General features: G+C 43.9%; 9 protein-coding genes and 1 tRNA gene. 6 read left to right on the forward strand and 4 right to left on the reverse strand.

The genetic code is table 11. The features are described from left to right. Window positions 1-296 precede the first annotated feature (296 nt). Together PO830_RS07290 and PO830_RS07295 are read right to left on the reverse strand one after the other, a co-directional pair. Window positions 297-842, reverse strand: coding sequence for a DUF1697 domain-containing protein (locus PO830_RS07290; RefSeq protein WP_272852889.1), 546 nt, complete (start codon window positions 840-842; stop codon window positions 297-299). A gap of 99 nt (window positions 843-941) precedes the next feature. Further along, window positions 942-1,550, reverse strand: a complete 609-nt coding sequence (locus PO830_RS07295) for a superoxide dismutase (RefSeq protein WP_272852890.1) — start codon at window positions 1,548-1,550, stop codon at window positions 942-944. Between the two features lie 161 nt (window positions 1,551-1,711). On the opposite strand from PO830_RS07295, the gene PO830_RS07300 reads away from it, so the two are divergent. From PO830_RS07300 to PO830_RS07315, 4 genes are all read left to right on the forward strand, one after another. Further along, window positions 1,712-4,858 (forward strand): UvrD-helicase domain-containing protein, encoded by a 3,147-nt coding sequence (locus tag PO830_RS07300; protein ID WP_272852891.1) that lies wholly within the window; start codon window positions 1,712-1,714, stop codon window positions 4,856-4,858. 18 nt (window positions 4,859-4,876) lie between these two features. Beyond that, window positions 4,877-6,079, forward strand: coding sequence for a glycine C-acetyltransferase (kbl, locus tag PO830_RS07305; protein ID WP_272852892.1), 1,203 nt, complete (start codon window positions 4,877-4,879; stop codon window positions 6,077-6,079). Window positions 6,080-6,196: 117 nt separating this feature from the next. After that, on the forward strand, window positions 6,197-7,588 hold the full coding sequence (locus PO830_RS07310; RefSeq protein WP_272852893.1) for an OmpA family protein: 1,392 nt from the start codon (window positions 6,197-6,199) through the stop codon (window positions 7,586-7,588). A gap of 69 nt (window positions 7,589-7,657) precedes the next feature. Beyond that, entirely contained in the window at window positions 7,658-10,381 is a 2,724-nt protein-coding gene (locus PO830_RS07315) for a PD-(D/E)XK nuclease family protein (RefSeq protein WP_272852894.1), read from the forward strand. 35 nt (window positions 10,382-10,416) lie between these two features. Here PO830_RS07315 and PO830_RS07320 read toward each other — a convergent pair. Next, window positions 10,417-10,490: transfer RNA gene (locus PO830_RS07320), tRNA-Ala, on the reverse strand. A gap of 29 nt (window positions 10,491-10,519) precedes the next feature. Beyond that, on the reverse strand, window positions 10,520-11,314 hold the full coding sequence (locus tag PO830_RS07325) for a universal stress protein (protein ID WP_272852895.1): 795 nt from the start codon (window positions 11,312-11,314) through the stop codon (window positions 10,520-10,522). A gap of 50 nt (window positions 11,315-11,364) precedes the next feature. Between PO830_RS07325 and PO830_RS07330 the strand changes: the two genes are divergently transcribed. After that, window positions 11,365-11,871 (forward strand): GNAT family N-acetyltransferase, encoded by a 507-nt coding sequence (locus PO830_RS07330; RefSeq protein ID WP_272852896.1) that lies wholly within the window; start codon window positions 11,365-11,367, stop codon window positions 11,869-11,871. A 9-nt stretch (window positions 11,872-11,880) separates the two neighbouring features. Continuing rightward, window positions 11,881-13,215 carry an MATE family efflux transporter gene (locus PO830_RS07335; protein ID WP_272852897.1) on the forward strand — a complete coding sequence of 445 codons (1,335 nt, stop codon included), beginning with the start codon at window positions 11,881-11,883 and terminating at the stop codon, window positions 13,213-13,215. The last annotated feature ends 42 nt before the right edge of the window (window positions 13,216-13,257 follow it).

The raw sequence follows: 13,257 nt of genomic DNA on the forward strand, positions 1-13,257 counted from the left end.
CAACGGGGTGGCGAGCATGACAAAAACCTTAGTCACTTGCAATCGATATCCTCAGCGAGCCGTAACAGCCTCTTACAGGATTCTCATCCACCTTTTTTTATGGACCAAATCGTCAACGGGGTGGCGAGCATGACAAAAACCTTAGTCACTTGCAATCGATATCCTCAGCGAGCCGTAACAGCCTCTTACAAGATTCTCATCCACCTTTTTTTATGGACCAAATCGTCAACGGGGTGGCGAGCATGACAAGAACAATGGTCTGTGCAAAAAGGCTTTTTTCTGACCTGATTTATATGTTAGCGCCAGCCCAGCTTCTCAGCTTTTATCATAATTTTTTCTATAGTGTTCCAATTTCTGGTAGTGACCTCGGTGCCGTAAAACTGCTCCAGAACATCCATTGCTTTGGGAGTACTCGCGCGGGATAGGTCTAAAACACTAAAAACGTCTGATGCTTTTTGCTGAAGAATACGAAAAGAACCGTCTTCGCTCTTCCATGGCAAGGTAATGTTAGGCTGTCTGAATTCTTTCTGAAATGTAATATACCGTCGAATTTGCTTCGTGAGCACGACTTCTCGAAACGGATCCTGTTCATAATGCTGTTTAATCGCTTCAAAAGGTCGAATCATCGTGGGAATGGAGAAGCCAAAAACGGTCTTTAAATGATTCGATAGGGTTTGTTCATCTAATTTTTTCGGCATTGCAACCAAGACGTTGCCCGAATTTAGGACTGTGGCCACCTGTTCTCCTCCAAGGGTTATAAGTTCAGTACGCAAATCGGCCATGGGAACTTTATGATGCCCGCCTACATTAATTCCACGTAAAAATAGTACAGATCGATGCATGCGCTTTTCGAGTTTAGAAAGCACCAAGATAGTTCCTAATAACTTCAAAAAAAAAGCCACTTGAATTCAAGTGGCCTTCTTGTTGGTGTTATTCGTTTCTTATTTGTTATTCGCGTAACGCTTACTGACTTCGTCCCAATCGATAACATTAAAAAATGCAGAAACGTAATCGGGTCGACGGTTTTGATAATTCAGATAGTAGGCGTGTTCCCAAACATCCAATCCGAGAATTGGGTGTCCACCGCAACCTACGCCTGGCATTAATGGGTTATCTTGATTCGGAGTAGAACAAACTTCTACTTTTCCTCCATCGTGTACACATAACCAGGCCCACCCGGATCCGAATTGCCCTTTGGCAGCTTCAGAAAACTTTTCTTTAAAATCTTGAAAGCTTCCATATGCGCTATTAATGGCCGCAGCCAAATCTCCTGAAGGCTCTCCGCCGCCATTAGGCGACATTACTTCCCAGAACAAACTGTGGTTAAAGTAACCACCACCATTGTTACGAACGGCTTTATTGTCCATATCAAGATTTCTCAAAATATTTTCAATGGTTTTTCCTTCATCCTCTGTTCCTTTCAGGGCGTCATTCAATTTATTCGTGTATCCTTGATGATGTTTCCCATGATGTATTTCCATGGTTTTAGCATCAATATGTGGTTCCAATGCGTCGTGCGCGTATTTTAGTTTCGGTAATTCGAAAGCCATAATAGTATGTGTTTTTTGGTTAACTCTTTATTTTCAAGGATAAAGGTAGGGATATGGGTAGTAATATTATGTTAGAAAATCCATAAGATTTTAATAGTCGTATAGAAAAGATCAATACTCGAGAAAATCATTGTATTTTAGTTTTCAAGCTGAATTTTCTCATGAATAAGCCACCATTTACCATATACGATGCCGCTGCCGGAAGTGGAAAGACATACACATTAGTGAAGGCATACTTAATCAATGTATTAGCCACTTCAGAAAAAGACTACTACCGCTATTCGTTAGCAATCACATTTACCAACAAAGCGGTAGCCGAAATGAAAAGTAGAATTGTGTGGACGTTGGTCGGTTTTAGCGAACCCAAATCTCTTAGCACCCCATCTTCCTTATTCGTTTCAGTAGCGCAAGAGCTGGACATTACGTTTGAAGAATTACAACAACGATCTAGAGCCATCCTACGCCACTTGCTACATCACTACGCTTTATTTAGTGTTGAAACCATTGATCACTTTAATCATAGACTGCTCAGAACGTTTGCACGGGACCTAAATTTGCCCGCCAATTTCGAAGTCTCTATGGAGGTAGATGAGCTGCTGGCCGAAGCAGTAGACCGACTCATTAACAAGGCCGGAACCGACCCAGCACTTACATCGCTTCTTATCGCTTTTGCTTTGGAAAAAACAGATGATGATAAATCTTGGGATATTGCCCGCGATATCGGAACGGTTGCTGCCTTGCTTTTTTCAGAAAATGATGCGGCCTATGTAAAGCGCCTACAGCACAAATCGCTCGAAGACTTTACCGCATTGCGAAAAACGGTTCAGCAGGAGAAAAAAGACCGAGAGCAGGCCGTGGTGCAGCTCGCTTCCGAAGCCATTCACCTGATACACGAACAAGGCCTGGATTCTTCGCATTTCAGCGGCGGTTATTTTTATAAATTTCTCACAAAAGTTTCCGAAGGAATCTTTCAGCATAACTTTGAAACTGCCTGGCAACGCAACCTGGAAGAGAAGCCTTTGTATCCGCAGAAGATTTCTGAAGCCGAAAAGGCGCGTGTCGACAGCATTGCTGCGCAACTTATTGAAAGTTTTCTCGCCATTCGAGAGAGTCTATTCCGACTTCTTCTACTGGAAAATATTCTGAACAATCTTACCCCGCTTGCCCTACTTCACGAAGTGCAAAAAGAACTGAACGCTCTAAAGGAAGAAAACGGACTCATTTTGATCTCCGAATTCAATGCACTCATCCATGACAGCATCAAAGAGCAACCCGCGCCTTTTATTTACGAACGCTTGGGAGAAAAATACCGCCATTTTTTTATCGACGAATTTCAGGACACCTCCTTGTTACAATGGGAGAATCTAAAACCGCTTATTGCCAATGCCCTCACCCAGCAATACCCGCACGGACTGCCCGGGAGTCTGATGATAGTAGGTGACGCTAAGCAATCTATTTACCGCTGGCGCGGCGGATTACCCGAACAATTTATTTCCCTCTACAGTGACGAAAATCCCTTCCCGGTAGCCAAGCATATCGAAAATCTCGATACCAATTTTCGAAGTTTTTCTGAAATTATTGACTTCAACAATCGATTTTTTCAATATGTCGCCCGGTTTTTTCAGCGCGACACTCATCAAGAATTATTTTTATCAGGCAATCAACAAAAGGTAAATCCGAAGCAAGGGGGCGGCATTAAACTTCATGCGGTTACTGCGGAAAACAAGGAGGAGCTTCATGAAGCCTACGGGACATGCGTGTTGCGTTCGATACAGGAACTTGCCGACGATGGGTTCGCTTTGGGCGACCTGTGCATTTTAAGTCGAACACGAAACGATGGCGTACGATTGAGCAGGTTCTTGATGGAACAAGGCATTGCAGTGATCTCTTCGGAAAGTTTACTGCTTGTCCAGTCGCCTGTAGTGCAATTCCTGGTACATACCTTACGCATGATTTCAGATGCACAAGACCTGGTGGCAAAGGCCGCCTGGCTTTCTTTTCTTCATGGGCACCTGGGGCTTACTGAAAAAGAACACGATTTTGTGGAGCATTATCTCAATGCTACTTCGGAAGAACTTGAAACGATGCTGCGAGATAAAGAACTGATATTTGATGTTGCCGTGGCCACCCAGCTTTCGCTTTTCGAAATGTTTGCCTATTGCCTTCAATCGTTTGCATTAGAGTCTGAAGCGGATACGTATGTCTTTCATTTCATGGATTTGGTGTTTGAATTTGAACAGCAGCCCTTAGTTAGTAAACACAACTTCTTACCCTATTGGGAGCAACAACAAGAGAAGGCTTCGGTAAGTGCTCCTGGGGGCCGGGATGCCGTTCGCGTAATGACCATACATCAGTCGAAAGGACTGGAATTTCCGGTGGTCTTGTTTCCGTATGCCGACATGAAACTGTATGATCACCGAAATGCCAAGGTATGGTACCCATGGACAACGACTTCAGAAACACAACACCTCCTTATAAATTACAAAAAAGAGCTTGCCTATTATGGCGATATAGGGGCTAGCATGGTGGCGGAACAGCAGAGCATCCTGGAACTCGATCAAATCAATCTCCTCTATGTAACGCTTACTCGAGCGGTGGAGCGATTGTACGTATATTTTAACAAACCTTCGAAGTTGAAAGACGCCCCAAGCAGTTTCAACGAGTTCTTAGCTGGGTTTCTCGAAACTGACGGCCGTTGGGATGACACCACAGACACCTTCGCGTATGGAAGTTTTGCTTCTAAGCAGTCTCAGCATTTGGATGCAACCGTTGCCTCGATCGTTCCAACATTCCGAAGTGTTTTACCGGAAACGCATCAATTGCATGCCGTCTCAAGAGATGCGTTACTTTGGGATACCACGCCCGGAGAAGCCATCGCCTGGGGAGACCAGTTACACGGGGTGATGGAGCTTATTCTACATGAAGAAGATGCCGAATGGGCCTTAGAAGAGCTCGTGTCTCGCAAAACACTACCAGAGAAAGACGTTATATCGTTGCGTCAAGTGGTCGCGCAATTAATAGGCCATCCTCAATTGAAACCTTTTTTTAATGCGAATGCTTCCCAGGTAGCGGTCGAAAAAGATATTATCACGAAAACCGGACACGTCTTGCGACCCGATCGCATTCACTTCCATGACAACGGAAGCGTTACGGTTATGGATTATAAAACCGGCATTCCTCGGTCTACTCATGTCGATCAGATAGAACAATATGCCTCCGCCCTTGAGGAAATGGGCTATGCCATATCCGAGAAACTCATAATCTACTGTTCAGAACAAGGCATTGAAATAAATAAAAGTTACCTTTGAAAAAAACATGAAAAGTCTATGTACGGGAGTATTAAACAACACTTACAAAACGAAATAGAAGATATTAAAGAGGCCGGTCTCTACAAAAAAGAGCGGGTGATTACTTCTCCTCAAGGCGCAGCCATCACCATCGATACTGGAGAAGAAGTAATTAACTTTTGTGCGAACAATTATTTGGGGCTCTCATCGCACCCGGAGGTTATTCAAGCAGCCAAAGATACGTTGGACAGTCACGGGTTTGGAATGTCGTCCGTTCGGTTTATCTGCGGAACTCAGGATATTCATAAAAAATTGGAGCAAAAGATTGCGGAATTCTACGGAACGGAAGACACCATACTTTATGCCGCTGCTTTTGATGCCAATGGAGGTGTTTTTGAACCTTTGCTGACAAAAGAGGATGCGATCATTTCAGATTCCTTAAATCACGCTTCTATCATTGATGGGGTACGACTATGTAAAGCAGCTCGTTTTCGGTATCAGAACAATGATATGCAGGATCTTGAAAAACAATTGATCGCAGCTAACGAACAGGGAGCTCGCCATAAGATTATTGTCACCGACGGCGTTTTCTCGATGGACGGACTTGTAGCGCCTCTGGATGCTATTTGTGATCTTGCGGAAAAGTATGATGCCATGGTGATGATCGATGAGTGTCATGCCACCGGCTTTATTGGGGAGACCGGACGAGGCACCTTAGAAGAAAAAGGGGTTATGGACCGTATCGATATTATAACAGGAACCCTTGGAAAGGCGCTAGGAGGTGCCATGGGTGGTTATACCACCGGAAAAAAGGAAATCATCGATCTCCTTCGTCAACGCTCCCGACCGTATCTTTTTTCTAATTCATTAGCGCCGGCAATTGTTGGGGCCTCTATTAAGGTGTTCGAAATGCTTGAAAATGATACCCAACTGAGAGATACGTTGATGGAAAACACGGCCTATTTCAAAAAAGGAATGAAAGCCGCGGGGTTCGATATCATTGACGGTGACTCAGCCATCGTTCCGGTGATGCTGTATGACGCGAAACTCTCTCAAAATATGGCAGATAGGCTCTTGGAAGAAGGGATTTATGTGATTGGTTTTTTCTATCCTGTAGTTCCCAAGGGAAAAGCCCGCATACGAGTGCAGCTTTCAGCCGCCCACACAAAAGAGCATCTAGATCAGGCAATAAATGCCTTTATTAAAGTAGGAAAAGAACTGAAAGTAATTGAAAACACGTAGTTTTATTTCTTTAACATTTAGACCGTATTTATAAAAATTTTAATAGATTTGCTTTTGTTAATCTGTATTAACAAGTTACATTTGCTCTATTAACACTTAAAACTTAAACAATCGAATATGAAACATCTTAACAGTATTTTAGTTGCTGCGCTTCTCATTTTTGGAGTGGGTGTAGCAAATGCACAGGACGAAAATAATCCTTGGGCAATTGAGATAGGTTTCAACGCAGTTGATACCTTTCCTGTTGGAGTTGATGATGAAGGAAGACTACCTGCCGCCACTAAAGGCGATATGTTTGACGAATACTTCAACGTAAATGATCACTGGAACATCATCCCATCTGTATCCAGAGTCTCAGTTTCCCGTTATATCGGTAGCGGATTTATCTTTACCGCTGCAGGATCTGTAAACAGAATTACCCAAGTAGGAGACGTTCGTGTAGACGACCTACCTTACTACTCTGCTGATGGTGAAGTGAAATACAGCCTTCGTGATCTAATCAATGGCCCCGGCGGATGGTTTGACCCATCGCTAGGTATTGGTGGTGGTTACACCTGGGTTGATGACGTTGGATTTGGTACCGCTAACGCACTTGCTTCTGTGCGTATTTGGTTAGGAGAAAACTGGGGTGTGAATCTTCAGTCTACTTACAAGCACGCTTTTGAAGATGAATACGGAATCCAGCACTTCCAGCACTCTGCTGGTGTAATGTTCCAGTTCGGTGGAAAAGATACTGACGGTGACGGAATCTACGATAGCGAAGATGAATGTCCTGAAACTCCAGGTCTTCCAGAATTTAACGGATGTCCTGACACTGACGGTGACGGAATCGAGGATCGTAACGATGCTTGTCCTAATACTCCTGGTTTAGCTGAATTTAACGGATGTCCTGATACTGACGGTGACGGAATCCCAGACAATCAAGACGAATGTCCTACTGTACCGGGTCTTGCTGAATTGAACGGATGTCCTGACGCAGACGGTGATGGTATCACCGATGCGGAAGATGAGTGTCCTAACGAAGCAGGTCCTGCGGCTAACAACGGTTGCCCATGGCCAGATCGTGATGGTGACGGCGTACTAGATAAAGACGATGAGTGTCCAGATGTTCCTGGTACTGTTGCAAACAATGGTTGTCCAGAAGTAACGGTTGAGGTTATCAACCAATTGAATGAGTACTCTCGTACGATCTTGTTCGACTACGACAAAGCGACCATCCGTCAAGAGTCTTACTCTACATTACAAAACATCGCTGACATCATGAAGGAATACCCAACTACTGGATTCCATATTGAAGGTCACACAGATAGCCGTGGTAGCGACTCATACAACTTAGATCTTTCTAAGCGTCGTGCTGCTTCTGTAATGAACTACTTGACTACTATCGGTATCCCAGGAGATCGTTTGACTTCTGAAGGATATGGTGAAGCAAATCCGATTGCTACAAATAACACAGCAGCCGGAAGACAGCAAAACCGTCGTGTTGAGATCTCGTTGAAAGACGAATAATCAGAAACACTTCTGAATAAATAATCAGGGAACGCCTCTCAATTTGAGAGGCGTTTCTTATTTTAGAGCATGCAATCATTTTTAGAAGAAACGCTACTCGATCTTACTTCCAAATACGAGGACCTTTCTAAGCTTACCCTAGTGTTCCCCAGTAAAAGGGCGGGCGCCTTCTTTCAGCGTTACCTGCTAAAACACACAACAAAAACCCAATTTTCGCCCGCTATCGTTAGCATCGAACAGTTTATTGAGGAAATAGCTCAGCTAAAGATTATTGACCCCACCGAACTGCTCTTTAAAGGCTATGCCGTATATAAAGGTCTTCCTGAAGTTTCAGAACCAGAATCGTTTGAAAACTACCTCAACTGGGCCCAAACCATTCTCAACGACTTTAATGAAATGGATCGCTATCTTGTACCACAAGAGGCTTTCTTTAATTATCTCAGCGCCATTCAGGATATGGAACATTGGTACGTTCAAGAGGAACGAACCGAAATGATAGAGAACTATTTGGCCTTTTGGAAGCTGCTTCCTTCATTTTACGAGCTCTTAAATGATACCTTAAGCCAAGAATCTATAGGCTATCAGGGCATGGTGTATCGAAAGGCGGTAGAAGATGTTGAACATTATTTGACGGCTCGTACAAACCCGGTGGTGTTTATTGGCTTCAACGCTTTAAATACAGCAGAGCAACGATTAATTCAATCCTTTTTGACGAAGCCGGAAAATACAGTCTATTGGGACATAGATCCTTATTTCTTTGAGGACACCCATCATAGTGCTTCTCACTTTATACGTTCGTATGTAACAACTTGGCATTATTTTGAAACCAACTCGATTTCCCTTCCGAAGCCCTCCTACGCAAAGCCTAAGCGCATACAAGCTATCGCGGCGCAAAAGAATATGAGTCAGGTACAAACGGTGGGAGCGCTGCTCGCCGAGATGACCGCGCAACAATCGGAAAACACGGCGGTAGTGCTCGCCGATGAAAGCTTACTCGTTCCCTTATTGTACGCCTTACCTGAAAGTATTGGAAGCGTCAACGTGACCATGGGAGTTTCCTTACAACAATTTCCGCTCTATCGCTTTTTTGAAGTATTGATACACCTTCATGTGAGCCCGAAAACAACTTACTATTATAAGGAGGTTTTTCAAATCATCAACCATCCGGTGAGCCGTCTTTTTCTATCACACCCAGAAGACATCAAGAACTCGATCAGCCTCAACAATCTGTCTTCGGTCTCGTTAGCGGACTTGGTAGAAATGGCCCATGCTCAGGATAAGGATTGGGTGCAGGTGTTGTTTCAGCCATGGGAATCATCGGCCACTGTAATGGTTGATACAATTATCCAACTGTTAGTAAGGCTAAAGGACGCCACTTCCTTAGCACGAATGGATCGTATTGTGCTCTATGAAATCTATCAATTGATGTTAAAAATCAAAGGGCTTTCCGAACATTTTAACCACATCACAAACCCAAAAACACTTTTGCAACTGTTTCAAGAACTGGCCGCCAACCAGCGGTTAGATTTTGAGGGAGATGCGTATCAGGGACTTCAAATTATGGGGCTTCTTGAAACGCGCTGTTTGGATTTTGAGAATATCATTATGCTTTCCGTCAATGAGGGCATCTTGCCTGCCGGAAAATCGAATGCTTCCTTTATCACCTACGACATGAAGAAGACCTTCGAACTTCCCCTCTACACGGAAAAGGACGCCATCTATACCTATCATTTCTATCGATTGTTACAACGTGCAGACAACATTTCGCTTCTCTACAATAGTTTTGCAGAAGGCTTAGGAAGCGGTGAAAAAAGTAGGTTTTTGCTGCAACTTGAAATTGATGGCCATCCCAACCATAAATTCACCCAGAAAATCGCTGACCCAGAGGTGGGGGTACATGAAATATCGCTCAAGCAAATCGATAAGACCCCAAAAATGATGGAACGCATTGCGGCGATCGCAACCAAAGGCTTTTCCCCTTCAGCCTTGACTAGCTATATTCGCAACCCGTTAGAGTTCTACTATCAGAAAATTCTGCAAATACAAGAATTAGAAGAGGTGGAAGAAACCGTCGCCTACAACACCCTTGGAACCATTGTTCACAATGCGCTAGAAACCCTGTATTCGCCTTTAGTAGGTAGCCGGCTTTCTGTTACTGCGTTGAAGAGCGCCCTACATGAAACTCCTAATATTATTCAGCAGCAGTTTGAAGCAAGCTTTCAGCAAGAGCATTTTCAACGTGGAAAGAACCTGATTATTTATCAGGTCGCTCAACGCTATGTCGAAAATTTAATTCGAATGGATATTACTTCTGTGCAATCTGGAAGCGAACTCGTTTTGTTGGGCGTAGAGGAGTCACTCGCTATGGATTGGCCCCTGCCAGGCGTGTCGCATAAAGTTTCTTTAAGAGGGATTGTAGATCGCATCGATCGACTAGATGGCACCCTTCGAATTATTGACTATAAAACCGGGCGCGTAACACCCACCGATTTGCATATTACCCATTGGGAAGATGTAAAAGAAGACTATAAATACAGCAAGGCCTTCCAAGTGCTTGCCTATGCCACCTTACTTCAAAACAAATATTCAGAAGAAACAGTGTCCGCCGGTATCATTTCCTTTAAAAACCTACAGGAAGGGTATATGCCCTTTGCTAAAAAAGAACCAGGCAGCAGAGCAAAAGACACCGCCGTCACTCCATCGGTTTTAGCTTCCTTCGGAAGTATTCTTTCCGAAGTCATTCAAGAAATTTGCGAGGTGTCGCAACCTATCATTGAAAAAGAACTCGCATAAAAAAATCCGTACTGGGTACGGATTTTCTATTGTCGTGGAGCATATCGGAGTCGAACCGATGACCTTTTGGCTGCCAGCCAAACGCTCTAGCCAGCTGAGCTAATGCCCCAGAGTGGGTGCGAAAATAATAAATTTCTTTTAATCTTGACCTCTTAAAATTAACAAAGGTTTACTGGTATGAAACTCTTTTTTGAGCACGGCATTTTTTTCCCATAGCTTTTCAAAGAATCCGCGTTTGCGTCGTAACACACAGAGCATATCTGGACTATTGGACTGAAAATGTTCCAGCACACCTTGAAAAATGGTCGCATTCTCGGTTTCTGTGTACTGATCTTTGAGCGCGTCAATCTCTGGATCGATGGGCTCCTCAGCCTCCTGCATTCCAGGAGTTCGAACGTGCAATACATTGACCTTTGAACTAAAGAGAGAGGCTATTTCTTTCAGTGGGGTTAATACCTTTGGATTATCAAAAGTTCCATTTTTAAAGGCCAATAAAATGGTGTTTGCTTTTCTGAAAATGTATTCTTTGGGAACGATCAATACCGGAACTTCTGTTTGTTTCACTAATTTTCCAGTGATCGGGCCCAGATATACTTCATCTTTAATCTCAATGCTTTGTGGCGACAAAATCATCAGATCAATCTTCATAGCGTTGTTGATACGCTTTACGCCCTCATAGACATCTCCTTTAATAGGCCGTGTAATCACTTTAACCCCCTTAGTATCCACACCATCCAATACTTCCTGTAATTGCGCTTCGGTGTCTTCCACAATCAATTGATTCACCTTCGTTAGGGTACCTACTTTAGAAAACTCCTTATACATGCTCACAAGATACACCGTTGCACCACTCATGGCAGCCAGGTTAACCGCATATTGTAAATTCGTAATTCCCTTATCGACAGTACCTACAGGCACTAAAATATTTTTCATATTGAAATCCTTCTGATATATTTACCTTGCTGCAAAATTAAGGCTTTATAATGATACGCTTGGCGAAAGCTTCCGAAATTCAGAAAATTATAACAATCACCAGAGCTTGCGCGGAACACATGCAAGCTCAAGGAATTTATCAATGGAACGAACAGTATCCCTCCGAAAGTGCTTTTGAAACGGACCAAGAACGTGGTGAGCTGTATGTATTGATCCAAACTGAAAGTGTAGTGGGCTGTATCACCATCTCTTCTTTTATGGATGCTGAATACGAACCGATTACGTGGTTGACACCCACAGATAACCAACGATACATACATCGCCTCGCAGTGCACCCAATGGCGCAACACCAAGGCAACGCCCGAAGATTGATGGATTTCGCCGAAGCCAAAGCGAAAGAGGCAGACGCGACTTCGGTACGGCTCGACACCTTCAGTAAAAACCTCCGAAACCAGCGATTCTACGAATCTCGAGGATACCATCGATTAGGTGAAATTTATTTTCCGAAGCAAAGTGAGCAACCCTTTTATTGCTATGAATTGCCACTGAATTCCTAATTTTACAGCTTGACGAACGCACCCACTTCCATTTCCTTCAAGCGTATTCAGCAATTAGCGCTTCCGGCTATCATTGCGGGCATTGCAGAACCTGTACTCTCAAGCACCGATGCGGCCGTCGTTGGAAACATTCCTGAGCTAGGGACAGAATCGCTGGCTGCCGTGGGAGTAGTAGGAGCGTTTTTATCGATGTTAATCTGGATATTGGCTCAAACACGCAGCGCCATCTCTGCCATTGTTTCTCAGAATCTGGGTGCAGGAAAACTGAAAGATCTAAAAAGTTTTCCCGCGCAGGCGATTTATTTCAATATCGGGCTCAGTATTATAGTATTGGCGAGCACCTACTTTTTTGTGGAAGCCATTTTTCGATTTCTGAATGCCGAAGGAATTATTCTTCAACTTAGCATTGACTACTACAATATTCGGGTTTGGGGGTTTCCCTTAACCCTCTTCACCTTTGCGGTATTCGGACTTTTTCGCGGACTCCAAAACACCTTTTGGCCCATGATCATTGCGATAGTTGGGGCCAGTATTAATATCGGACTAGACTTTGCTTTAGTATACGGAATAGACGGCTGGATCCCTCCCCTCAACATCAAAGGGGCTGCCTGGGCCAGCTTGATCTCGCAAGCAATTATGGCGCTGTTGTCGCTCTTGCTATTGCTTCGGAAGACGGAAATCACCCTTGGACTCACCTTCCCGATTCATCCTGAGATCAATAGACTTGTAAGCATGAGTTTTAATCTCTTCTTACGTTCTGTGGCGCTTAATGCTGCTTTATTACTGGCGGTCCGTGAAGCCACTTCCTTAGGGAAAGAATACATTGCAGCGCATGCCATTGCCATCAATATCTGGTTATTTTCTGCCTTCTTTATAGATGGGTATGGTGCCGCTGGGAATATTTTGGGCGGAAAACTGTTAGGGGCTAAAGATTACAAGAAATTATGGGTGTTGACTAAACGAGTAAACAGCTATAATCTTATTGTCTCTATCCTTCTAATGGGGCTGGGTGCATTAGGCTATGAAGCGCTTGGGCGCCTCTTTAATAAGGATCCTGAGGTACTTACCGTGTTTAGTTCTATCTTTTATCTGGTGCTATTGAGTCAGCCACTAAACGCCATCGCTTTTACCTTAGATGCCATTTTCAAAGGTCTGGGAGAAATGCGGTATCTAAGAAACGTCCTGCTGGGTGCTACCTTCTTAGGGTTTGTTCCGGTGTTGTACTTCAGCAAATATATCGGGTGGGGACTCACCGGCATTTGGATTGCCCTACTGGTGTGGATTGCCTATCGCGGAGGGGCACTAGTACTTAAGTACGCACGCGCCTATTATCCACTGCGATAGCCGCAGCATGCGCATACGGTAATTTGATGTTTTTAAAGGTAT

The organism is Altibacter sp. HG106 (assembly GCF_028561755.1).
Taxonomy (GTDB): Bacteria; Bacteroidota; Bacteroidia; order Flavobacteriales; family Flavobacteriaceae; genus DFVG01.